Source organism: Holdemania massiliensis (assembly GCF_022440805.1).
Taxonomy (GTDB): Bacteria; Bacillota_I; Bacilli_A; order Erysipelotrichales; family Erysipelotrichaceae; genus Holdemania; species Holdemania massiliensis_A.
In genome coordinates this window covers 2,354,148-2,378,675 of sequence record NZ_JAKNTK010000001.1, presented here as the reverse complement: position 1 = coordinate 2,378,675, position 24,528 = coordinate 2,354,148, and the positions used below count along the sequence as shown (strand labels likewise).

At 48.8% G+C, this 24,528-nt stretch carries 22 protein-coding genes, 1 pseudogene and 1 other annotated feature; of the genes and pseudogenes, 18 read left to right on the top strand and 5 right to left on the bottom strand.

Annotated elements, in window-relative coordinates; genetic code table 11:
- The first annotated feature begins 10 nt into the window (after positions 1-10).
- Positions 11-568 (top strand): hypothetical protein, encoded by a 558-nt coding sequence (locus tag MCG46_RS10940; protein WP_240280040.1) that lies wholly within the window; start codon positions 11-13, stop codon positions 566-568.
- Positions 569-645: 77 nt separating this feature from the next.
- On the opposite strand, the pseudogene tnpA reads toward MCG46_RS10940, so the two are convergent.
- Positions 646-988: pseudogene (gene tnpA, locus MCG46_RS10935) on the bottom strand (IS200/IS605 family transposase).
- Positions 989-1,121: 133 nt separating this feature from the next.
- Here tnpA and MCG46_RS10930 point away from each other — a divergent pair.
- The 8 genes from MCG46_RS10930 (at position 1,122) to MCG46_RS10895 (ending at position 10,735) form a co-directional block, all read left to right on the top strand.
- The gene (locus MCG46_RS10930) at positions 1,122-2,261 is read left to right on the top strand and encodes a transposase (RefSeq protein ID WP_240280038.1); all 1,140 of its coding nucleotides are present in this window, start codon (positions 1,122-1,124) and stop codon (positions 2,259-2,261) included.
- 185 nt (positions 2,262-2,446) lie between these two features.
- Positions 2,447-3,475, top strand: a complete 1,029-nt coding sequence (locus MCG46_RS10925; RefSeq protein ID WP_240280037.1) for a hypothetical protein — start codon at positions 2,447-2,449, stop codon at positions 3,473-3,475.
- A 132-nt stretch (positions 3,476-3,607) separates the two neighbouring features.
- Positions 3,608-6,229: a cation-translocating P-type ATPase gene (locus tag MCG46_RS10920; RefSeq protein ID WP_240280036.1), complete on the top strand. Its 2,622-nt coding sequence runs from the start codon at positions 3,608-3,610 to the stop codon at positions 6,227-6,229.
- Positions 6,230-6,369: 140 nt separating this feature from the next.
- Positions 6,370-7,995 (top strand): LCP family protein, encoded by a 1,626-nt coding sequence (locus tag MCG46_RS10915; RefSeq protein ID WP_240280035.1) that lies wholly within the window; start codon positions 6,370-6,372, stop codon positions 7,993-7,995.
- Positions 7,996-8,040: 45 nt separating this feature from the next.
- The gene (locus MCG46_RS10910; protein ID WP_240280034.1) at positions 8,041-8,562 is read left to right on the top strand and encodes an NUDIX domain-containing protein; all 522 of its coding nucleotides are present in this window, start codon (positions 8,041-8,043) and stop codon (positions 8,560-8,562) included.
- A complete protein-coding gene (locus MCG46_RS10905; protein ID WP_240280033.1) occupies positions 8,559-8,939 on the top strand; it encodes a DUF6176 family protein in 381 nt (126 codons plus the stop codon). The genes MCG46_RS10910 and MCG46_RS10905 overlap by 4 nt, the downstream gene beginning before the upstream one ends.
- Positions 8,940-8,965: 26 nt before the next feature.
- On the top strand, positions 8,966-9,850 hold the full coding sequence (locus tag MCG46_RS10900; protein ID WP_240280032.1) for a carbon-nitrogen hydrolase family protein: 885 nt from the start codon (positions 8,966-8,968) through the stop codon (positions 9,848-9,850).
- Between the two features lie 234 nt (positions 9,851-10,084).
- Positions 10,085-10,735, top strand: coding sequence for a class I SAM-dependent methyltransferase (locus tag MCG46_RS10895; protein WP_240280031.1), 651 nt, complete (start codon positions 10,085-10,087; stop codon positions 10,733-10,735).
- A gap of 126 nt (positions 10,736-10,861) precedes the next feature.
- On the opposite strand, the gene bilS is transcribed toward MCG46_RS10895, so the two are convergent.
- The 4 genes from bilS to MCG46_RS10875 form a co-directional block, all read right to left on the bottom strand.
- Positions 10,862-11,374: a flavodoxin family protein BilS gene (gene bilS / locus MCG46_RS10890; RefSeq protein WP_240280030.1), complete on the bottom strand. Its 513-nt coding sequence runs from the start codon at positions 11,372-11,374 to the stop codon at positions 10,862-10,864.
- On the bottom strand, positions 11,371-12,477 hold the full coding sequence (bilR, locus tag MCG46_RS10885; RefSeq protein ID WP_240280029.1) for a bilirubin reductase: 1,107 nt from the start codon (positions 12,475-12,477) through the stop codon (positions 11,371-11,373). The genes bilS and bilR overlap by 4 nt, the downstream gene beginning before the upstream one ends.
- Positions 12,474-12,896, bottom strand: a complete 423-nt coding sequence (gene bilQ / locus MCG46_RS10880) for a bilirubin utilization transcriptional regulator BilQ (protein ID WP_240280028.1) — start codon at positions 12,894-12,896, stop codon at positions 12,474-12,476. Before bilQ ends, bilR begins: the two co-directional genes overlap by 4 nt.
- Before the next feature lie 88 nt (positions 12,897-12,984).
- Positions 12,985-13,773 (bottom strand): HAD family hydrolase, encoded by a 789-nt coding sequence (locus tag MCG46_RS10875; protein ID WP_240280027.1) that lies wholly within the window; start codon positions 13,771-13,773, stop codon positions 12,985-12,987.
- A 188-nt stretch (positions 13,774-13,961) separates the two neighbouring features.
- Between MCG46_RS10875 and MCG46_RS10870 the strand changes: the two genes are divergently transcribed.
- From MCG46_RS10870 to MCG46_RS10830, 9 genes are all read left to right on the top strand, one after another.
- Positions 13,962-15,878 (top strand): serine hydrolase domain-containing protein, encoded by a 1,917-nt coding sequence (locus tag MCG46_RS10870; RefSeq protein WP_240280026.1) that lies wholly within the window; start codon positions 13,962-13,964, stop codon positions 15,876-15,878.
- A complete protein-coding gene (locus tag MCG46_RS10865; protein ID WP_240280025.1) occupies positions 15,875-16,594 on the top strand; it encodes a phosphatase in 720 nt (239 codons plus the stop codon). Before MCG46_RS10870 ends, MCG46_RS10865 begins: the two co-directional genes overlap by 4 nt.
- 150 nt (positions 16,595-16,744) lie before the next feature.
- Positions 16,745-16,994 (top strand) — a binding site (T-box leader).
- Positions 16,995-17,032: 38 nt separating this feature from the next.
- Positions 17,033-18,073 (top strand): methionine ABC transporter ATP-binding protein, encoded by a 1,041-nt coding sequence (locus MCG46_RS10860; RefSeq protein ID WP_240280024.1) that lies wholly within the window; start codon positions 17,033-17,035, stop codon positions 18,071-18,073.
- The gene (locus tag MCG46_RS10855) at positions 18,058-18,729 is read left to right on the top strand and encodes a methionine ABC transporter permease (protein ID WP_020223767.1); all 672 of its coding nucleotides are present in this window, start codon (positions 18,058-18,060) and stop codon (positions 18,727-18,729) included. The genes MCG46_RS10860 and MCG46_RS10855 overlap by 16 nt, the downstream gene beginning before the upstream one ends.
- A 13-nt stretch (positions 18,730-18,742) precedes the next feature.
- Entirely contained in the window at positions 18,743-19,573 is an 831-nt protein-coding gene (locus MCG46_RS10850; RefSeq protein ID WP_240280023.1) for a MetQ/NlpA family ABC transporter substrate-binding protein, read from the top strand.
- Positions 19,574-19,926: 353 nt separating this feature from the next.
- The gene (locus tag MCG46_RS10845) at positions 19,927-20,772 is read left to right on the top strand and encodes a MetQ/NlpA family ABC transporter substrate-binding protein (RefSeq protein ID WP_240280022.1); all 846 of its coding nucleotides are present in this window, start codon (positions 19,927-19,929) and stop codon (positions 20,770-20,772) included.
- Between the two features lie 154 nt (positions 20,773-20,926).
- Positions 20,927-22,027, top strand: coding sequence for a GGDEF domain-containing protein (locus MCG46_RS19575; protein WP_240280021.1), 1,101 nt, complete (start codon positions 20,927-20,929; stop codon positions 22,025-22,027).
- A 13-nt stretch (positions 22,028-22,040) separates the two neighbouring features.
- A complete protein-coding gene (locus tag MCG46_RS10835) occupies positions 22,041-22,547 on the top strand; it encodes an NUDIX hydrolase (RefSeq protein ID WP_240280020.1) in 507 nt (168 codons plus the stop codon).
- A 284-nt stretch (positions 22,548-22,831) separates the two neighbouring features.
- A complete protein-coding gene (locus MCG46_RS10830; RefSeq protein ID WP_240280019.1) occupies positions 22,832-24,445 on the top strand; it encodes an amidohydrolase in 1,614 nt (537 codons plus the stop codon).
- Positions 24,446-24,528 lie beyond the last annotated feature (83 nt).

Here is a 24,528-nt window from a genome sequence, read left to right as displayed (position 1 = left end):
GGTGATCGAGATGAAGTTTAATCACAACGGATTCAGCCGCAGAGCGATCCTGGTGGCGATGGGTCTGATGCTGACAGCCTGTACCCACATCAATTCAGTTCAGCCGACCCCGGATCCTTCTTCTGATCCGCAGTCGATTAAATCGATGTTTACCGTTGAAATCACGCCGGCGGATGAAACCGGCTATGATATTACCCGGCCTTTAAGACAGATTGAAATTACTAATCATACCGAACAGGCACAGAAAATTGTTTCCTTTGCCTATAAAGTAGACATCGGAGGGGTGCGTGAAGTTGAGATCGAACGCTGGATTGCGCCGAAGGCCACGGAAACGTTTCTCTTTGAAGGAGAAACCCGCACCGATATGGATCCGATGGCACGGCTCCGCTTTCAATCCGAAGACAGCGCAGAAATAACCGAGGTGGATTGGGATACTGAGAAAAGGCAAAGCTTTATGCCAGAGAAGTCCGAGCGTGAGTTTCTGATTAACGATGGTTATACCGTCTTGGTCAGGGAGGAACAGGATGGCTATCAATTCGCGCTGCTGCCAGGAAGGGAAGCTTCATAAATCAAATTCTTTCGTTTTTAGTAGGCGGAAACCCACTGTCTTTAGACGATGGGAGGAGCCTTGTAAATTGATAACTATTAACCTTGGCTCTCGATATATTTTTGTATCGAAGCTGATGATACTTCTCCAATGCTACAAGCAAAATAGCCGTCAGACCAAAATATGCGTTTCTTCCAATCGTGTTTAGATAGAAAATTATAATATTGAGTCCAAAGATAATGAGTTGTTTCCAGTTTAATAATTTTTACAATATCACATACTCTATCTGTTGTATCGTAGCTGACTAGAAAATGTATAGGGTCTTTGTCTGTTTCCATAGCGCTTATTTCCCAATTCTATGCCTTGCCTAGTTCTTTGTTTTGTATCGTCCGCAATATGGCCTTGAAGTAATTATTTACGATACTTAGTCACAAGTACAATACGTACTTTGAGACTATATTTACGTCTGTTATGACAATTATACGCTTATCCATAATCCACCTCAAAACATTGATTTTCACGGATAAATGCTCTATAATTAACTCAGCGGAACATCAATGAAAGGAGGACACGGATGCCACAAATCACAATCACTGCTAAAGTACAGATAGCTCCAAGTGATGATGATAAAGTACTGCTTACTTCTACTATGTCTGCTTATACAGACGCATGTAATTATGTTTCAAACTATGTATTCCAGACCCACAACCTAAAGCAATTTGCCCTTAATAAGGTACTGTATTCTGACTTGCGAGATCGATTTGGCTTAAAATCTCAAATGGCTCAGTCTGTTTTAAAGACTGTTATTGCGAGATATAAAACAATTCTTGAAAATCAGAATGAGTGGATGAAACCTAATTTTAAACAGCCACAATATGACCTTGTTTGGAATCGAGATTATTCTCTCAGAAAGGATTGCTTTTCAGTCAATACATTGAATGGACGTGTTAAGTTACCTTATTTTGCTCAAGGTATGTCTCAATATTTTGACCATAGTCTCTATAAATTTGGCACAGCCAAACTTGTAAATAAGCATGGTAAATATTTTTTACACATCCCCGTTACTTACGAAGTAGAAGAATGTTCTAATGACGAAATTTGCAATATTGTTGGCATCGACAGAGGGATTAACTTTGTTGTTGCTACTTACGATAGTCAACACAAATCAGGTTTTGTTAGTGGCAAAACGATGAAACAAAAAAGAGCACAATATTCTAAACTTCGCAAAGAATTACAAAAGCGTCAGACACCCTCAGCCAGACGAAGATTGAAGGCTATGGGTTCACGAGAAAACCGTTGGATGCAAGATATTAACCATCAAGTATCAAAGGCACTCGTGGCATCTAACCCCAAGCATACACTCTTTGTTTTAGAAGATTTAAGCGGTGTGCGTTCTGCCACAGAACGAGTGCGTACAAAGAACCGTTATGTATCTGTATCCTGGTCGTTCTACGATTTAGAACAAAAACTTATTTACAAAGCAAAACAAAATCAGTCTCTTGTGCTCAAAGTAGACCCTCGTTATACAAGTCAGTGTTGTCCGGTATGTGGACATATTGAAAAGTCGAATCGTAACAAGAAAATCCATTTGTTTACTTGCAAGAACTGTAGTTATCAATCCAATGATGACCGTATTGGAGCTATGAATCTATATCGTATGGGAATCCACTATCTTGCCGATAGTCAAGTACCTAATAGAGTTACAGCAGAGTAAATCTTTGTTGTAAAGGGTGCTGTCAACCACCCTATGATGTAACGCCACTTTAGATATCAATATCTATTGGGGTTTAAAGGTCGGAGGCGTAAGCTGTTACTACGACTGGGCTGTTGCAAGCCCACTACCTTTTTGTGGTGGGTAGTTGACTTTGTGATATCACGGCACCGTATTATGGCGGCACCTTGGAAGATCAGCTGCTTTCCGATCAATATCGTGATGGGGATTCGATTTTTTACAGTTTTCTTGATCTGGAACTTCCCTTGGAAGAAAAAGAGCGTTCCTACATTGATACTCTGATGCAGAAATATGGCGTGGATTACGCCTATCAGGGGGAATATGATGCAGCAGCTCTGATGCGGGATTATCAGAGGATGGAAAGCTTTGCTTTAAGTCCATCCGAGGATCCCGATCATCCCTATATCTTACTCTACTGCGATCCTGATTATTATCAGCTGACCGCTGAGCAGCTTCAGGAAGCAGAAACGCAGAAGCTTGATTGGCAGCAGCTCTGGCCGCAGCTGCAGAAAATTCGCGAGGATTATCATTCAGTTCATTTCCGAGGCTGGGATGAACCGTTAAGTGAAGCGCAGCAGCTGCAGCTCATGGCGCTGTGCGAGGAAAAGGAAATTGATGCGAGCTTCGAAGGGGAATTGCCGCGAAATGAGATGGGAGCCGATAAGCCGGTGATCTATCTTTATCATGATACACCGCTTGATTTTACGCTGAAGCTTGGACAGGAACCGACGTTGAGCTATCCAGTTTATGACCAGGGCTGGTCGGGTAGGGTGAGCGGTGGTCAGCTGATCTTGCAGGGGCGTGATTATCCCTATTTGTATTATGAGGCAATGATTCCAGATTGTTTTGATCAGACCGAGGGTTTTGTTGTAGCGCGGGAAGATACGATTTCTTTTTTGGAAGAAAAGCTGGCGCAACTGGGGCTAAACTACCAGGAGAGCGCAGATTTCATTACTTATTGGCTGCCGATCCTGTCCCAGTCTCCATATAACAAAATCCAGTTTCCTTCCGCTGTCTATGCTGATGTGATGCCGATGGATTGTGATCCGCAGCCGGATACGGTAATCCGGGTTTATATGGTATCTGAAGGGCTTGAAGAACCAATAGAAATTGAGCCACAGGTGCTGACACCTGCGCCGGAACGAAAAGGTTTCACGCTGGTCGAGTGGGGCGGAAGCCGGCGCAATCCGAATTAATTTGTCAAAGAAGGAAAAAAGCCGGAGCTTACCGGCTTTTTTTGATGAGCTTTGCGTTCGATCCTGGCATGTCTGCCGTTCTATTCTTCTTCGGTTTTCGATATAGATGGGAATAGGTAAAGGAGATGTGCTATGCCCTATCGTCAAACTATACAGGAACTGGAAGCTGCAACACTGACCAATGCCCGCGAGGGACTGAGTGAAAAAGAAGCGGCCGCCCGGCTGCAGCGCTTCGGCGGCAATGAGCTGGAAAAGAAAAAAGAAGCATCTCTGCTGAAAAAAATCGCGGAACAGTTCAATGATCCGATGATTTTAATTCTGATTCTCGGTGCGGTGATTTCCGTTTTTCTGCATGAGGTGATGGATTCCGTCATCATTGTAGCGGTGATCACAATCAATGCCCTGATCGGTGTTTTCCAGGAATACCGAGCGGAAAAAGCGCTGCATGCCTTAGAAAAAATGACCGCGATGAAAGCCCTGGTCAAACGCGACGGTCAGCTGAAACAGATTGATGCGGCAGAGCTGGTGCTGGGCGATCTGGTCTTTCTGGAAGCCGGAAATTTTGTTCCGGCGGATCTGCGTCTGATTGAGACTGTACATCTGAAAGTCGAGGAATCCAGTCTGACCGGCGAATCCGTACCGGTCGACAAGGATGCTTCTGCCCGCTATCCCAAAGATCAGACGCTGCCGCTGGCCGATCAGAAAAATATGGCTTTTTCTTCAACGATCGTTCTCGACGGCAACGCCGCGGGCTTGGTGGTGGCGACAGGGATGGACAGCGAGATCGGCAAAATTGCGAAACTGCTGCAGCATGAAGAAAAACTGCTGACACCGCTGCAGCGGCGGCTAGCGGAACTCTCCAAAGTGCTGGGCGCCTTATCGGTCATTATCTGCGCTGCGATTTTTGTGATTGCGATCATTCAGAAACGCGATTTGTTTGAAATGCTGCTGACGTCGATTTCACTGGCTGTGGCCGCGATTCCAGAGGGGCTGCCGGCGGTGGTGACCATTTCGCTGGCCTTAGGCGTTCAGAAGATGAGTGATCATCACGCGATCGCCCGCAAGCTGCATGCCGTGGAAACGCTGGGGCAGGTTTCGGTCATCTGCACGGATAAAACCGGAACGCTGACACAGAACCGCATGACCGTTGTCGCTTATTATCTCAATGGCAAAATTCAGTCTAGCTCGCAGAAAGTAACCGAACGGCGCTTAAAGGAAGGCTTCTATTTGTGCTGTAATGCTAAGCTGGATGCGAGTGGGGCAATTGGTGATCCGACTGAGGTAGCGTTAATGCGCTGGGCTTTGGATAACGGTGTCGATCCGGCGCAGATTGTCCGGCAGTTTCCGCGGGTAGGGGAAATTCCGTTTGATTCCAGACGCAAGCGGATGAGCACCGTGCATCAGACCGGACTGGAAAAAATCGTGTATGTCAAAGGCGCGCTTGAAAGCGTTCTGCCGCTGTGCACACATCTGTGGCAGGATGGCCGGCGGATGGAAATGACGGCCATTTTGCGGCGGCAGATTGAGGAAGCAGCTGCACAGATGGCTGGGGAAGCTTTGCGCGTCCTGGTTCTGGCAACACGTTCGGTCGCCTCGCTGGATGAAAATCAATTTGAAACCCGGCTGTGTTTTGTCGGGATGGCCGGCATGATCGACCCGCCGAAAGAAGGCGTCAAAGAAGCGATTGAGCTGGCGCATAAAGCCGGGATTGACGTGGTCATGATTACCGGCGATCATCCGGAAACCGCGCTGGCAATCGGCCGGAAGCTGGGCATTGCCCAGTCGCTTTCGCAGGTGCTGACTTCGGTTCAGATGCAGAATTTAAGCGATGATCAGCTGGCCCAGGCATGTCAGCGCATCCGCATTGTGGCGCGTGCAACGCCGCAGGATAAGGTGCGGATTGTCAAAGCCTATCGGCTCGATGCGAAGATCGTCGCGATGACCGGCGATGGCGTAAACGATGCCCCGTCGCTCAAACAGGCGGATGTTGGCATCGCGATGGGCAGCGGCACGGAGGTCTCACGACAGACGTCCGATCTGATTTTGGCGGATGACAACTTTGCGACGATCATCAACGCTGTTGAGGAAGGCCGCAACATTTATCTCAATATTCAAAAAGCAGTGCTGTATCTGCTTTCCTGCAATCTGGGTGAAATTACGACGCTGTTTCTGGCGATCGTCTTAATGCCGATTGCCCCGGCTCCGCTCTCGGCCATTCAAATTCTGTGGATCAATTTAGTCACCGACGCCTTTCCGGCACTCTCCCTGGCGGCGGAACCGCAGGATCCTTACATTATGGATCAGAAACCCCGTGATGCGCGGGAGAGTCTGTTCGCCAACGGCGGCTGGGCATTTATGGTGCTGAACGGACTGTATATCGGAACGATTTCGCTGGTTGCCTTCAAATATGGTTCCGGCTACGATGTCCGCACAGCCCATACGATGACGTTTATGGTGCTGTCCATTGCCCAGCTGTTTCACAGCCTGAATCTGCGCAGTCTCGATCATTCCATTTTCAAAGTTGGAATTTTCCGCAACAAGCTGTTGTTAGCGACATTTGTGATCGGCGTTGCCTTGCAGGTGATGGTTGTCAAGCTGCCGATTTTCCAGATGATTTTAAAAACCGCTCCGTTGGATTGGGCCTGTTGGGGGATCGTCTTCGGTTTGTCCGCAAGTTTGATTCTGATCAATGAAATTTCCAAATTATTCAATCCTGTCAATCACCGCTCGCATGCAAACTCCCGGAACGATTAGTTCGGGAGTTTTTCAAAATTCTTACAAAAAAAAGAAATCCCTGTACAGAAAAGGACTCTATGTTAAAATAAATCCAGTTGCTAAAAAGATCGTTATCCTGAAATGATGACGAAATGATAAACCTCTGGAGGACTGCCGACATGGACAAACGCAAAACTCAGCCGCGCAAGAAAAAGAAGGTTCGGCGCGATTTAACCTTGATCAATCAGATCATGGCTTTTTTCGTGCTGACTGCCAATTTGTTTCTGGTGCTGGCGATGATCGGACTGACGCAGTTCAGCTCGCTGAGCCGAACTTTATTTATCCGTCTGAATCTGATCGTGCTGATCGCGGCGTTAATTTTGAATTTTCTGGCGATTTTAGCAATCGGACGCCGCAGTGTCAGCTTGCTGAAAACGACGATGACTGCGGCCGTTGTGATCGGCTTGATCAGTGCTTTCGGTGTGTATGTTGAAGGCCGGCTGAACGTGAATCTGGATAAAATGATGAATCAGGGATCAGTGCAGGAAACCGTCGGTGTTTCCTTTGTCGTGCTGGGCGATGAGGAACATGCGGGGTTGCAGAGTGCCAATGATCTCAACGGCAAGGTATTCGGTATTCTGGATGATGAACAGGCTCAGCAGGGTTATCAGATGCCGAAAAATGAGATTGAAAAACTGAAGCTGAAAGTGACCTATCGAGAATATTCCGATTACACGCGCCTGTTAAAAGGGCTGCTGAACAAGGAAATTGATGTTGCCGCGCTGCCGGAGAACTACAAGGGTATGTTTGAAACCAACGAGGAAGTGGCGGATACGTTAGGAACCTTGCGGGATGTGCATAATTTTAACCGCACGCTGACAATCAAAACGGAACCGGGCAGCGATAAGGATGTAACCCGGGAGCCGTTTACCGTGCTGATCATCGGCGTCGATGACGACCGTTCGGATGCGCTGATGCTGGCGACCGTTAATCCGAGAAGCATGACGGTGCTGCTGACGTCCATTCCGCGCGACAGCTATGTGCCGATTGCCTGTTATACCAATCAGAAATCCGATAAGATCAACAATTCCCGCGTGCGCGGACGGCAATGTACGATGGATACGGTGAAACAGCTGCTGGATGTCGACATCGATTTCTATTTTGAAAGCAATTTCCATGGGATTATTGAAATTGTTGATGCTTTGGGTGGGGTGATCATTGACAATCCGAAAGAATTTGTCGGTCAGGATTCTTCGGATGAACGGGGTCATCAGACGGTATGGGTGCCGCAGGGCGTCAATCGCCTCAATGGCGAACAGACGCTGGCGTTTGCCCGGGAACGCCATTCATACAACTCCGGTGATTTCCAGCGGCAGAGCAATCAGCAGCAGGTGATCCAAGCGATCTTAACCGAGGCGGTGCGGCTCAAAGACGTAAACAAAGCTCTGAAGGTGCTGGATGCGGCGGGAGAGAACGTGTCGACGAATTTAAGCATGGAACAGATGATCGGTTTGTTCAATTTAACGATGAAGAAAATGGACCGCAGTTATGTCCAGAATCAGAATGTGTTTAATCTGATCGGCACTCGAATTTCCGGCGTCAATGATCGGGCGCCCAACCGGATGTCGATTGTACGATTGTATCAGGGTTCAATCGAGGATAACAAAAAAGCGATTCACAGAGTGTTCAATCAGGATAGTGAGATCAACGCGCCGAAGGCAATCTCTTTCAGCATCGACTGGGTTTATGAAGCCCCGGTCATTTCCAAAGAAGAATATGATGAAAAATTTGCGCCGCTGAAATAATCGTGCAATTTGTTTGGGCGGAATGCCGGAAAGGGTGGAAGGAAGATGCAGAAGACCGATCTGAAACAAGAAGCTGAGCCGCTGGCAGCCTGCGATAGTCAAGGCCGACGGCTTTCTTATCCGGTGCTGCGGAATTATTCAGTCCCGGAATCAGTTTTGCTTTTAGGCGCTATCGCTTTTATTGAAAATCATGATCATCAGATCCTCGTTTCACGCCGGGCAAACCAAAAAAGTCAGGGCGGAAAATGGGAGTGTCCGGGCGGTATGGTGCGTTTTCGGGAATCCTGTTTCGCTGCCATCCAGCGTGAACTCAAAGAAGAATTGGGAATTTCCGTTGCTCCTTCAAACTGCGAATGGTTAGGAAATGTATTTCGTCCCCATCAGAAAATCGCGGTCTTTCATATTCGCTTGGATATAGATACCGCAGAGCTAATACTGCAGAACGAAGAAGTGACAGAAGCACGCTGGCTTGCGCTGGAAGATTTTGAAGCCTGGATGATGGCCGGAAAGTTCGCCGATTTTTCAGTTTGGGTGCCGCCGCTGATTCAGGAGATTCTGAAAGGATGAAGCTGACAATGACCCGCTACGCGGTGCGGCCGGGAAAAGAAACGCTGGCCCGTGAATGGATGGAAGTGCTGAATCAACGTCATGCTGAAGTGCAGGCAACATTGGCGGATGAAAAAATGGCGCTGGAAGCTATTTTTATGGAGGAAGGGGAAAACGGCATGACTCTGACCTGGGTTGATCTGCAGGGTGCGGGTCAAGATGTCTTGGTATCAGAGCATCCGATTGATCAGGTTCACTTGAAATACTGGCGGGAGTGCATTGATCCTGCGGTTTCTCCTGTCGAGCTGCTTTCGGTCAACTGCTTTGCCGATCCGCGGGTTCAGCAGGCGCTGCTGGCGGCCATCGGGGAACAGGACAGTTCTATCGCTAACCGTTGAAAAACTTTCGAATTGGAGGACTTAAAATGGATAAGTTAAAAATAGCTTTGCTGCAGCTTACTCCGACAGGCAGTCTGCAGGGAAATCTTGAAAAAGGTCTGGATGCCTGCAGGAAAGCGAAAAAAATGGGTGCTGATCTTGCTTTGTTTCCAGAGATGTGGAGCAATGGCTATGCGATATATGACCGTCCTGGTTCTGAATGGATGGCGGAAGCCATTCCGGCTGATAGTGATTTTATCTGTCAGTTCGGTAAACTTGCCCAGAAATTAGAAATGGCCATCGGCATCACGCTGCTGGAAACTTACGCAACCGGCCCGCGCAATACGCTGATTTTATTTGACCGTTTAGGACATCGGATATTGACCTTCGCCAAATTTCATACGTGTGATTTTGATGTCGAAAGTCATTTAACCCGTGGGGAAGAGTTTGAGGTGGCAGAACTCGATACCGCCTGCGGAAAAGTGAAGGTGGGCGCCATGATCTGCTTTGACCGTGAATTTCCTGAAAGTGCCCGGATTCTGATGCTCAAAGGCGCAGAGGTCATTCTTACACCCAACGCTTGTCCAATGGAGATCAATCGGCTGTCGCAGCTTCGCGCCAGAGCTTACGAAAATATGCTTTGCGTGGCAACCTGCAACTACCCGGATACAGTGCCCGACTGCAATGGAAATTCAACGGTCTTCGACGGCGTTGCGTATTTGCCAGGTTTGGAAGGGTCAAGAGATACCTGTATTTTACAGGCGGATGAAAAAGAGGGGGTCTATCTCGCAGCATTAGATTTAAAACAGCTGCGGGAATATCGCCGCAGCGAAGTCCACGGCAATGCCTACAGAAGACCTCAAAAATATGGGCTGTTGATAGATGAACATATCGACGAGCCGTTTGTACGAGCGAATCACAGAGCAGAGTAGACTGACGCAGGAAAGCCGCGGGACTGAAAACAGTTTCTCGGTCAAGCCCTTTTGAAAGAAGGGATCCTCTTCCACAAAAGGTTTGTTATGAGGCAGTCCCCAATTCTCGGCGGATTTCTTCAATCGGAGCCTACAGGAAGCACATAAGATTAAGTTATACGGCAATGGGATATACGGTGTAATTTCTCCGTTATCAACGATGATGCTATTTTATGTCATAGGAGGCACGTCCTAATGCGCAGTATTGTTACCGAATGGTATGAAACAAAGGAAAATGTTAATGAAATGGAGCACTTGGAAAGTTCGCGTTTGAAAAAATGGGAGCTGACCGTTGCGAAGCTTTTCCCCGAAAAATCAAAAATCTTGGACGTGGGATGTGGCTTGGGAAGAGAGGCTTTTGTCTTGTCTGATATGGGGTTTGTGGTTACAGGGATTGATATTTCTCATGAAGTCATCAGTCGAGTCACAACGTTATCGTCTGAAAAAGGTTATGATATTGCGTTTAAATGGTATGACGGGCATCAGCTGCCTTTTGAAAATAATTCGTTTGATGCCGTTATTATATGGGCGCAAACGTTTGGCTTGTTCTATGGCAATGAATATAAACATGAATTTTTATCAGCGTGTAAACGCGTTTTAACAACAGACGGTTTGTTGAGCTTTTCAGGTCATGATTACGGGTTTGAAATGGATAACTATAAAGAATATATGAAAGGCCGACGATTTTATCCGTATGCTGATGCAAAAATATATTGGGAAACCTTCGATTCAAATGAATTAATCCGATTTGCAGAAGATACCGGATATACTGTCTTGTTGTGTGAAAAAGGCGAAATATATAAACCGGAAGATGGAACTGTGCTGCATTGTTTATGCAGAAAATAAGCAAATAGTGTAAGTGCGAAGCAAGCGCATAATCTTCGTTCATAAAATCAAAAAAAATCAGCGGAAATTTGTTTTCTGCTGATTTTTTGGTTCTCTCAAACATCGTGTCAGTGAGAGATTTTTCCTCTATTTTATTTTTGTCAAAACATCGCGGGCAAACTGTTGGCAGCGCTGTAAATCGGTATTGTCAGGATGGGATAAAGCGCTGTCATAGTTTTCCAGCAAGGAAGTCCAGCGTGGGTTATCCGGCTCTTTGGCCTGCATCGCCTGATAGCGCTGTTTGACGGACTCAGGCATGCGTCCCTGGCAGGCAAAGCTGGCTAAAATCAAATTGTCAGCAGGAATTTTAGCAGCTGTCCACTGCAGAATTGCTTGATAGTATTCTTCTGCCTGGCCAAAACCGCAGGTCGCAAACAAGGCCAGAGACTTGTTGTGACATTGTGCCAGAAAATCAAGCATTGGTTGGGAAAAGAGCCCTTTGTCAGTCCAGGATCCGGCAAAAATCAAATCTGCTTTTAGCGCTTCAGCGTCCGGGGTTCCGATGTAGAAAAGCATTTCACTTGGCAGAACGGCTTGGACAGCTTCTGCCAGCTGACGGGTATTTCCGGTCAAACTTTGATAGACAATCGCGATTTTCATTCCATTTTACTTCCTTTCTGTTCATAGATACAATGAATTCCCTGATGATTCATCAAACCTTGCAGACATTTCTGATTGCAGCCGATACAATATTGGATTTGCTCCGGATGATCTTCCATGAGTTGAATAACCCAGTTAGAATCCGCGATCAGCTGCCGGCTCATGGCAGCCGCGTCGATGCGTCCGCTTTCAATCGCCTGATCAATCATATCCGGATGGCGCAGACTGCCGACGCCAATTACCGGTTTGGCTGTCAGAGCTTTGACCTGCTCCGCAAATTTGAGAAAACAGCCTTCCCCAGAGAAAACCGGATGATTGGCCGGCGGAATTGTATCAGTCAGAGCACCATGATTAGCTAAGGCAACGTGGAAGCAGTCAACGCCAGCCTGATCCAGCCAGCTGACCACAGGATCCAAGTCCTGCTCCCAAACGCCGGCTTTGCCGTAATCCGGATCGGTCTGGCGAACGGCTAATTTATAATCGATGGGCAGCGTGCAGTGCTGACGAACTTCACGGATGACTTCCAAGGCAAACCGCATTCGATGCGTTAAACTGCCGCCGTAGTCATCCTTGCGCTGGTTGATGAGGGAGGAACTAAAGCTGCCGACCAGCCGATCCCCATGAATCTGCACCATGTCGAACCCGACTTTTTGGGCCAGTTGGGCGCTGCGGCCAAAAGCGGCAATAATTTCTTGGATTCGGGATAACGACATTTCGTTGACTGTGACAGCGGCAGAATCGTTGACTTTCTGGCGCAGCTGATCCGCGCTGAGCTTATGGGTGATCAGCGCCGGTACGGATTTCAGCATCACTTTAAAATTAGTATCCGACAGATGCAGCTGGGCAGAAACCTTGCAGCCTTCCGCGTGCAGCTGCTGGATGAGCTGCTGATAAGACGCAAATGTCCGATGATTCTGCAGGCTGCCGGCGCCCAGAACAGGAATGTCCGGCAGGATGATCAGCGCCGTCTGACCCGCCGCAATCGCTTTCAGCCTGCGTGTTTTTTCCTCCGCTTTTAAACCCAGCGTTGTCGGTGCGAAAAAGATCCGGTTTTTGAACTCACAGCCGCCGATAACAATCGGGGCTAAGCAGGCGTGCTTCATCGGGCTGGCCTCAGATCCTGAACCACCTGAATTAAAAGCTGATTCAGCTGATTTTTCTGATCCTCTGAAAGGCTTTCGAGCGCCCGCTGCTCCCATTGACGGTTGGCCGCCGTGATTTCCTGACAGATCTGCCGGCCCTTTTTCGTCAGCGATACGACAAACGCGCGGCCATCCTGTTCGCTGCGGCAGCGCTTCAGACAGTCCAGTTTTTCCAGCTTGTCCAGACAGCGGGTGATGTGGCCGTTATCCTGGCGCAGCTGCTTTGCCATTGCGGAGGGGGTACAGGCGCCGGCATGCTCAAGATAAATCAAATACGGGAACAGACCGACGGTTAATTCAAACGCATCCAGCCGCGACTGCAGAAAGGCCGTGTAATCCTTGCGCAGCTGGCAGATCAGATAAGAAAAAGAAACTTGCATAAGACACCTCCTGATACGCTTCATTATAATCATATATTTGACTAAGTCAAATAAATTTTAAAAAAATGAAAAGCGGACTGAGATCCGCTTAAATCTGACCAAAAGCTTTCAAAGCACTGACAATGCCGTCCTTTTCCACGCTGTCACTGACATAATCAGCGATAGCTTTAATTTCATCCCGTCCCTGTCCCATGGCCACGCCGATGCCGGCAGCCTGCAGCATTTCCAAATCATTGATCCCATCGCCAAAAGCCATGGTATCCCGCGGATCAAGGTTCAGATGCTGACAAAGCAATGTAATGCCGGTGCTTTTGTCAATCCCTTTAGCGACTAAATCGGCATAGTGAAACGGTGTCGGCAGCACAGTCAGCCCGGGAATCTGACGATATTCGGTATAATCGCTTTGCGCTTTGTCAAAAGCCAGCGCCATGGTCGCCTGTTCGTCGGGTAAGGTCGGACGAATCTCAATCGCGTTGGGATCCCGGTGAAAGAAAGCGCAGGCGGCCCTGAAATCCTCGGTCGGCGGCAGGTTCAGCCAGTCTGTATGGCCCATGTATTGAATGGGGGATGCGAGCTTCTGGGATACTTCTTCAAGTCTGTGCATCGTTTCCAGATCGAAGAAATAACGGAACAGCTCATTCTGATGTTGGTCGGCAACAACGCTGCCGTTGCGGCAGATATAGCCATCCCACTGGATCGCGGCCAGCTGCGGCATCGACATGATCGTATGGACATCCCGGCCTGAACTGATCACGATCTTTTTGCCACGCTGCTGCAGCGTGTGCAGGGCTTCAATCACTGCCGGGGAAATCCGATGGCTGCGATTATCCAAAAGCGTTCCATCGACGTCAAAGAAAAACATTTGAAATTCTTTCATACCGTTCACCTCATGGTCTTTATTATACTAAGAACTCCGGTAAAAATCATCCCGAAAATCCTGCGGAAACGCTTTCGGCTGGTTGTGATTTAAGCGTAAACCAAGTATAATAAATAGGTCTTTGGACTTCAATGTATTTCCAGCTTGATGCTGAGGAATACTGAAAATAGAAAAAGAGGAGGAACTCAATGGAAAATCAAAAGCTGGACGCTTTGTGCGAAGCCTTTTTTACCGAACATTCTGTCCGCGCAATGGATGTTGCCGTGCATCAGCAGGGCGTGGAAATCTATCATTACCGCAGCGGTAAAACTGCGTCAAAAGGGGCTAAGATTACGGCAAAAACGATGTTTTCAATCGGCTCCATCAGCAAGATGCTGACCACAACAGCCGTGATGATGCTGGTGCAGGAAGGCAAACTGACGCTCGATGAGCCGGTTTATAAAAAACTGCCGATGTTCAAAATGCCGGATGCACGGTATAAAAATATTACCGTGCGGATGCTGCTGAACCACAGCAGCGGCCTGCCGGGCAACTGCTTCAAAGGCAAATATGCCAACGCCCGCAACCGCAATCATCTCAAGGAAGAAATTGAATACGCCGCAGTAAGCAAGCTGAAAGATCAGCCGGGCAAGTTCAGCGTTTACTGTAACGATGGATTTTCGCTGGCTGAACTTTTGATTGAAGTCATCAGCGGTCAGAGCTATTCCTCCTTTATTTATGAAAGAATTCTGGAACCGTTAGGCATGGAACATACGGATTTTCCGATCCATGAAATCATGGACGGCAAAATCATCAAGGCTAAATCGCCGTTTGATCTGGATTTTCCGCAGGAATATGTCAATGGCATCGGCTCCGGCGGCATTTACAGCACGGCTTCAGATCTGTGCCTTTTCCTAGACGCGCTACGCGAGGGAAAACTGGTTGATGCAGAGGGCTTGGCGGAAATGAACCGTGATCAGCAGCCGCAGGGGTTAGTTGTTGCGGACAATACGACAGAACGGTATGGTCTGGGCTGGGACTGTGTATCAATGCGGTTGTTTGAAGGCTTTAAGAAACAGGCACTGTGCAAGTCGGGTTCGACCTTTGGCTTCAATTCGCATTCCCTTCTTATTCCTGACTGTCAGCTGAGCGCCGCGGTGGTTTTGTGTACCGAGGAAGGCAGTGCTTCCCAACTGAATCAAGAGCTGGTCTTTGAGATTCTCAAGGCTCAGGGTGCCGAATTTGAAGCGGTGCCGTTGGCGGCCATGAAAACGGTCGTACATCCGGTCGAAATTACCGGCCTGTATGGGAATAAAGATCAGGTTGTGCGGGCGCGTTTTGAACACGGCGATCTGACGCTGGAAGTTCGTGAAGCTGGCGGCGGATGGCGCACTGAAGCTTCCGGCTTGAAGGAAGATCATGGTTTGTTTGTTGCCCCGACCGGAACCCAGGTGTTTAAAAGAGAAGCATTAAAAATTGGTTTTGTGCCGCAGGGAGATGAATTATATCTCGTTTACCAGCAGCCCGGCTGTGCGGCCGCACAACAGGAAGAGCGTCAGGTTTTCATGCAGAAGCTGAAGCCGTCAGGAAAAGTCAGCGGCTGGCAGAGCTTGGCCGGCAAAACCTGGATCATGGACAACGAATACCTGCAGCAGCGGACTCTGGGCAATGTGCCGATGACCTTTACCGTGCAGATGGAAAAGGGTTATGATGATCTGCTTTTGGCTCCGTATCCGTTAAGAATCGTCAATGATTACGAAGCTGTCCCTGCACTTGAAATTCCAGGCAACTATTCCCGCGAGATGTCCAGTGTACTGTGGCTGGCTGACGGTTCCATTCAAAACGGTCAGTATCATTATGTCCTCTGTGAGAATCTTCCGCAGCTTGACGTCCGCGAAATGACGCTGCGCGATCCGCTCATTCACTGGTATATCGGTGCCGCCCAGCTGGATACATTGAAGATCGACGGGGTAGCCCGAGTCGTGGTTCTGGATGAAAACGGTCAGGTTGAATTTGACAGCATGCTTTCCAGCCAGCTGCCCTCGTCTTTGCGCGGCAAGCGGATTGGCTTCTTTGGTGAACTCAACAGTAAAATCAGTCTGCAGTATATGGAGGACAACGCATGATTTATTTGGATCTGCATACCCATACCGTTGTCAGCGGTCATGCTTACAGCACGCTGAACGAAAATATTGCAGCCGCGAAGCAGCACGGTCTAAAAATTTACGGGATCAGCGATCATGCCCCGAAAATGCCGGGCTCCACGCATTTGTTCTACTTCCGTAATCTTCATGTCGTACCGGATTTGGTACAGGGGATTCGGGTCTTGAAAGGCGCGGAACTCAACATTATGGATGTAGAAGGTCATGTGGATCTCGATGAAAGCACGCTGAAAATGCTCGATTATGCGATTGCATCGCTGCATGTTCCCTGCTTCGGCCCCCATCACACCGAAGCTGAAAATACCCAGGCGATGATCAACGCCGTGCATAATCCCTTTGTCAAAATCCTGGGCCATCCGGATGACTCCCGCTATCCGATTGATCAGGAAGCGGTGGTTCTGGCCTGCAAAGAAACGCATACCTTAATTGAGGTCAACAATTCCTCGATGAATCCGAAAAGCTCCCGCGTCGGCGGCCGTGAGAATATGCTGGGGATGCTGCAATATTGCAAGCAGCACAACGTTCCGGTACTGTTTGGCAGCGACGCTCACTATTGCGATGCAATCGGACAGTTTCAGCGCTGCGAGGAAGTCTGTGCAGCTGCACAGCTGCCGGCTTCGCTGATTGTCAATTCCAATCCGGAGCTGATTCGTGAATACTTGGGTCTGGATGTCTTGTAAGGCTGCTTAAAAAATGGGCAGAAGTCAGGTCCTGTTCAGATTTTGTGTAAATTGGACAGCGGGTTTCTGCAAGCTTTGACATGAAACTGAAGAAAAATTTGAAAAAAAGATTGACTCTGTAAAAAGAGTGAACTATAATCAGGTACATAAACAAAGGCTTTGAAAAGAATAGTAACTTCGATGGAAACTGGACAGAGAGCCCGGATGCTGAAAAAGGGCAGTGAAAATCGTTGTGAAAATGGTCTTGGAGCTGCATACCGAGGGAAACTTAGGCTATGACGGATTCACCCGTTAACGTGATACGGTATAACGTTGAACAAACGCGTACCGGAAGAGGCAGTCAGCGTGAGCGGACTGTAAATTAAGGTGGTAACACGGGAAATCAACTCTCGTCCTTGTTGGGGACGGGAGTTTTTATTTTAAGGAAGGAAGAGGAAAATGATAGAACTGGTCGGAGTCAATAAAACATTTACGACAAAGGACCTGAATGTCGAGGCCTGCAAAGATGTCAATCTGAGAATCGAAGACGGGGATATCTTCGGTATTATCGGTTTTTCCGGGGCTGGCAAATCCACGCTGGTCCGCTGCATCAATCTGCTGGAACGGCCGACTTCCGGTCAGGTACGGATTGACGGCGTCGATATCACAAAGCTGAAAGAAACCGAGCTGCGCAAAATCCGCAAGAAGATCGGCATGATCTTCCAGCACTTTAATCTGATGCGTTCGCGCACGGTGTATCAGAACATTGCCTATCCATTAAAGGGAAGCAAGCTGACTAAGGCGCAGATCGATAAAAAGGTGAAGGATTTGCTGGAACTGGTCGGCTTGAGTGAAAAGCTGAACGCTTATCCTTCCGAGCTGTCCGGCGGACAGAAACAGCGTGTTGCGATCGCCCGGGCCTTGGCCAACGATCCGAAAGTGCTGCTGTGCGATGAAGCAACCAGCGCATTGGATCCGCAGACGACTTCCAGCATCCTCAAGCTGTTAAAGGAAGTCAATCAGAAGCTGGGGATTACGATTGTTCTGATTACGCATGAGATGGCTGTGATCAAGGAAATCTGCAATCGAGTAGCGGTCATGGAACTGGGCAAGGTTGTTGAAACCGGCAACATTCTCGATATCTTCTCGCATCCGAAAGCGCAGATGACGATGGATTTCATCAATTCCACCAATCCGATTACTAAGATTTACGAGCTGATCGACAACGGCGCGGAAATCGTCCAGCTGCACAAAGGCCAGCGGTTATTGAAGTTGACTTATGGCGCTCAAGAAACCAAGGAAGCGCTGATTTCGCAGCTGTCAAAAAAATATGACGTTGTCTGCAACATCGTGTTCGGCAACGTCGAAGTGATCCAGCAGGCGGCCTTGGGCAGTTTGATCGTCATGCTGGAAGGCAGTGAGGAAGCGATGCGCAAGGCGGAAGCTGAGCTCAAGCATTACAACATTGAAGTGGAGGTGCTGAAATGCTGGAACAATTAATTCCCAATGTCATGGTTAAGATTCCCAAGCTGATCCAAAGTATTCTGGAAACGTTTCAGATGATGGGCTGGTCGGGTTCCATCTCCTTCATCCTCGGTCTGTTCTTCGGGGTCATCCTGATCGTCACCCGCAGAGGGGGCATCATGGAATGCCATCCGGTTTACTGGATTTTGGATAAGATCATCAACATCCTGCGTTCAATTCCGTTTATTATCCTGGTGCCGGCGACGTTATTCCTGTCGCGGGCGATCATGGGAACGGGCATCGGCGTCAAAGGGGCGATTATCCCGCTGATTATCGGAACGGTGCCGTTTTTCTCCCGTCAGATTGAACTGGCGCTGGCCGAAGTGGACGGCGGTCTGATTGAGGCTGCTCAGGCGATGGGGGATTCTCCGCTGCAGATCATCTTTCGGGTCTATCTGAAAGAGTCGATTCCTGCGATTGCCCGGGCAACGACGATCACGTTCATCTCGTTAATCGGATTGACGGCGATGGCGGGCGTTGTCGGCGCCGGCGGGTTAGGCGACTTTGCGATTCGCTACGGTCATCAACGCAGCGAACCGGATGTCATCTGGGTTACGATTCTGATTATTTTGATTCTCGTTACCGTCGCTCAGGCGATTGGGGACGTTATCATCAAGAAAACAACACATTAAGGGGGAAAAGAAAATGAAAAAATTATTATGTTGTTTATTGGCCGCACTGGTTCTTGCCGGCTGCAGCTCAGCACCAAAAGGAAATTCCAATTCTACACCGGAAGGCCAGGAAGCCCGGACGGTCAAGGTTGGCGTGATCGGAGAAAACAATGAATATTGGCAGCCGATCATTGATGAAATGGCAAAGGACAACGTCACGATTGAATTTGTCACGTTCAGTGATTATGCGATGGTCAACAAAGCCCTGGCCGCCGGCGATATTGATATTGACAGCTTCCAGCACTACGCTTACTTTGATAAGGATTGTGAAGCCAACGGCTATGATCTGACGGCCATCGGCGAAACGGTATTAGCACCGTTAAGTCTGTATTCCAAGAAAATTACAAGTATTGATGAAATTCAGGACGGCGATAAGATCGCGATTGCCTCAGATCTTACCAACGGCGGCCGGGCGATCAAGCTGCTAGAAAGCTTAGGCTATCTGGAAGTGGATCCGTCCAAAGGCTATACGCCGTCGGTGACCGATATTACTAAGTACAACGTCAACATTGAACTGATCGAAATTGAAGCCAATACGATTCCAAGCATTCTGCCGGATGTGACCGCGGGCTTCATCAACGGTACGATTGCGATTGACTCCGGATTATCTCCAAATAAGGATTCGATCTTTATGGAAACGGTGCAGGAAGGCTCAGACAATCCCTATATCAATATCATTGCGGCCCGTACGGCGGATAAGGATGATGCGGTATATAAGAAAATCTGCGAACTGTTCCAGACGGATGCCGTGGCGCAGATCATCAATGATCAGTATGATGGCGCTCTGATTCCAGCTTGGAAATAAGCTTCGTCAGATTTCCGAAAAATAGAAAAAGGAACTTGAAAATAAGAATAGTCAAGGCAGTGCGCAGAAGAGTACAGCGGGAAGAACTGAAAAAGCGATCGGCAGAGGGTGAAAGGCCGAAGGGAAAACCGTTGGAACATGGTCTGCAAGCCGCGGCCGCGAGCCTGAAATTTCAGGGGTAGCTGCCGACGGGAGTCGCCCGTTAGCGCGATGCAGTTCTTCTTCATCAAAAGACAGAACTGAATGAGGCTGAATCCGTGAGGGTTTGGCAAATAAAGGTGGTAACACGGAGGCTTCCGTCCTTAATCAAGGATGGGAGCCTTTTGTTATAAAAATTTAAAGGAGAAATCAAGATGAAAACAACTTTGAAACGCTTAAGCACACTGTTGGTGTGTGCCGGACTGATCGCCGGCTGTTCGTCCAAACCGTCCGCTGCTGATCCTTCGGCAGCTCCGCAGGATCCTGAGGAAAAAGTCGTCATTACGATTGGCGCAACAACCTCTCCGCATGCGGAAATTCTGGAACAGGCTGAACCGTTATTTGAAGCGCAGGGATATACGCTGAAAATTGTTGAGTTCTCGGATTATGTAACCCCGAACACAGCCTTGGAACAAGGCGATCTGGATGCGAACTATTTCCAGCATTATCCATATCTGGAACAGTTTAACGAAGATCATGGCACGCACCTGGTCTCTGCCGGAGGCATCCATTTTGAACCGTTAGGGATTTATGCCGGGCGTTCCAGCGATCTGGCTGTGATTGAACAGGGCGGATGCAGCTTTGCCGTACCGAATGACGGAACCAATGAAGCACGGGCTTTGCAGCTGTTGGAAAGCTTAGGCTATATCAAACTGAAGGATGGGGTCGGCTTGAAAGCAACGCCGGTCGATATCGTGGAAAATCCATACAACGTCAGCATTGTAGAAATTGATGCTTCCTTAGTGGCTCAAACGAAGAACGATGTGGATTTTGCGATTGTCAACGGCAACTATGCGCTGGATGCCAAGATTACGGATCTGCTTCTGACTTCGGAACAAGCGGATTCCGAAGGCGCTCAGACCTATGCCAATATCATTGCGGTGCGTGAAGGGGAAGAAGCATCGGCAAAGACGCAGGTTCTGATCGATGTTCTGACCAGCGATGAGATTCGCAGTTATATCAGCGAGCATTACAACGGCTTGGTTGTTCCTGTAAAATAAATGCAGCAGACTGTCGGTGAAACGCCGGCAGTTTTTGTTTTGCAGCCCCAAAAAATGACTTTGAGATTTCAGCCGAGAAGTGAGGATCAGGAAAATTTCTTGAGGACAGGGGGCAGAGTGTGATAAACTTAAAAAAAGACGGGAGGGTTCAGGCGTGGAAGAAAAAGTTCTGGTTGAAATTCAGAAACAGGAACGCCAGCTCTCAACCTATTGGCGGAATCTGCATTGGCGTGTCTGCGCTGTTTTGGCTGCCGGGACGGCGACGGCGGAGATTTTACTGTTCTTTGTCTTGGATGCCGCATCGCTGATCAGCTGTACTGTACCAACTTATCTGCTTCGTTATGTTGCGGTGCCGACCGTCATCAATGGAGCGCTGGTGCTGGGCTGCCGGAAGTTCATTGAGAATCCCAAATGGAAAGAAAATCAAAAAGACCGCATGGTGGCAATCACGATGACGCTGCTTTGCTTTGTGATTACCGTCATCCATGGCGCTTTTACGTCCGTATATATGATGTTTGTTCTGCCGACGCTGCTGACAACCTTGTATGAGCGTAAACGGCTGACGGTGACGATTGCCGTGCTGGGCATGGTGCTGTGTGTGTTCAGTGCGTTTATGCCATCCTGGGATCCGGACAAAATTGTCACGGCTTACTATTTTAGTGATATTTTGATCTGTCTTTTGGTTCAGGCTGGAACGCTTGCCGCTTGCTGGGAGCTTCTGGAGTTTCAGCACCGCCGCCAGCAGATCAGCCGCCGGCATGATATGGAACGGTTTTCCCTGCAGCAGAAGGTCGGCCATGATGCCTTAACGGGAGTGGGCAGCCGCAGCGCACTGAACCGGTGCTTTGAAGACTTGGAAATGCAGCGAAACTATGTTCTGGTTTTGCTGGATATTGATGATTTCAAACAAATCAATGATCAGCTCGGTCATCTCAACGGGGATCAGGTATTAAGTGAATTGGGAAGCCTGCTGAATGAAGCCTGTGGAAAGGGGACAGCGTATCGTTTCGGCGGCGATGAATTTTGTCTGGTGCTGAGCGACACGGACAACGAAGAAGCAGAGGACCAGATGCGGAAGCTTCAGGAACGCTTTCATCAGCGGATGAAAACACGGTTTCCGCAGCTGTCGATGACGATCAGCCTGGGCATTCATCAACATCAGGGCGGAGAATCCGCGCTGCAGAGTTTCCGACATGCCGATGAGGCGCTGTATTGTGCGAAGGCCCGCGGAAAGAATCACATTGCAGTAAATTAAAGGAGGTCAGAATATGGAAATGTGGGATTGTTATACCTGGGACCGGCAAAAACTGGATCATCAGCATCCGCGCGGAGTACCCCTGGCACAGGGGGAGTACCATCTGGTCGTGGAAATCTGGACGGTGAATCGGCAGGGTGAGATTCTGCTTACCCAACGGCATCCGGATAAGCCCTATGGCTGCCTGTGGGAAATGAGCGGCGGATCGGTTCTGGCTGGGGAAACAAGCCGGGAAGGCGCCAGCCGTGAACTGCGGGAAGAAGTTGGACTGATGTGTCCGCCGGAAGATCTGGTCTATATCGGAACGGTTGTCCGCGGCTGGTCGATCGTTGATCTTTACCGCTTTGATCATGATTTTGATGTTGCAGCACTGATGCTGCAGCCGGAAGAAGTCGTTGCCGCCCGCAATGTGACGCGGGAAGAGTTTTTGACGCTGTCTTCACAGAAACAGATTGTGCCGCATGTGAGCCTGGAGTTTCAGCTCTACGAAAAAAAGATCTTATCCGGAAATTCGCAGTGAGTTTGCACTGAAAGAAATGTAAATGAATGAAAGAAAAGAAATGATTGTTTGATTTATGGCTTTTCACTGTTACATGAGGAATTGACTTTTTTTACAAGATTGTGTATGATTACTTCATTGATAGACGAGTGGTTTATCAATCAGTGATTTAGAATCGCCATGGACTCTTGGTGGGGCTCACTGCATTCCTGTTTGAAGGAAAGAAATTGGAATCAGAGGTTGGGGGACCGCTGATTTTTTTCTGCGATGAGTCTGCCCTGTAAGTCAGGCAAAGGAGAAAAACAATGCGAACGAGAATACGGAATGCCAAAATCTGGTTAGGAAAGGATTGCTGGGCAACCGATGTGCTCTGGGATCCAGCGCAGATTTTGGCTGTCGGCAGCGCCGCTGAGATCGAATCTCAATGTCCAAAAGCGGATCAGACGATCGATGCCGGCGGACGGCTGGTGCTGCCGGGATTCTGCGACACCCATCTGCATTTATACAACAAAGGCTGTCAATTACAAGATATCGACCTGCAGAATGGGACTTCCATTGAAGAACTGATTGAGCGCAGCCGAACCTATCTTCAGCAGCATCCGCAGCTCAGCGTGATCCATGGCCGTGGCTGGAATCATGATTATTTTGCGGAAGGCCGGCTTTTAAACCGTCACGATCTGGACCGCATCAGCGAAACATTACCGGTTATCTTAACCCGGGCTTGCGGTCATGTGGCTTGTGTCAATACCTGTGCTTTGAAGCGCCTGGGTTTGATGACGGATGTGGAACAGCCGCAGGAGGGTCAGATTGATGTGGACGGCAGCGGGACACCGACGGGCATCTTTCGCGAAAATGCCATGCTGCTGCTGAATTCGCTGAATCCGCCGGCAACGGTGGAGCAAATCAAGGAACGGCTGGAGTTGGCGATGAAGGCAGCGGCGCGGGCCGGCTTGACAACGGTGCATTCTAATGATGTCACCAGCGAAAATATGGATCTGATGCTTTTCGCCTATCAGCAGCTGCGCATTGAAGGGCGGATGCCGGTACGGGTTGTGCTGCAGTGTACGCTGACCGACCGTGCTTCGTTAAACCGTTATCTTGAGCTTCGAAAACAAATTCCGCAGGATGACGTCCTGATTTTCGGCCCGCTGAAGCTGCTGACCGATGGTTCATTGGGAGCGCGCACGGCGTGGATGCGAAAACCCTATGCCGATGATCCGTCGACCTGCGGCATCGCGACGATGACACCCACCCAGCTGGATGAGCTGGTCACGTTGGCGCATACGCATGGCTTACAGTGTGTCTGTCATGCGATCGGTGACGCTGCGATTGAAATGGTGCTTGATGAATTCGAGAAAGTCAATCAAGAAACGCCGGACAATCCGCTGCGGCATGGCATTGTGCATTGTCAAATCACCGATGAAGCGCTGATCCGACGCTTTGCTTCAACCCATACCGCAGCCTTAGTTCAGCCGATCTTTCTGCATTATGATCAGCATATTGTTACCCAACGGGTGGGAAAGGATCTTGCCCAAAGTTCCTATGCCTTCCGTTCGCTGGCCGAGCTTGGCGCAAAGGTTTCCTTCGGCACGGACTGCCCGGTTGAAGACCTCAACCCATTTGCCAATCTGTATTGCGCAGTCACGCGGAAAGATCTGCTTCATCCTGAAGCAACTGGCTATCGTCCGGAAGAAGCGTTCAGTCTTGTTGAAGCTTTGGCCTGCATGACTGAAAACGCAGCCTGGCAAAGCTTTGAAGAAGACCGCAGGGGTCGCATTGCACCGGGAATGCAGCCGGACTTTACGATCTGTGATCAGGATTGTTTCCTTTTGGCTCCTGAACAGCTCAAGGATGGGCACAGCTGGATGACGATCAGTCAGGGAAAGGTTCAGTGGCAGGCTGAATCCTTTCTCGGCTAAAAGGAATTTAAGACTTTCGTTCAATGAGTTGTTTCTGGAATGAAAACGGACTGGAATCCGCAATGTAAAAAAAAGCTCAAACT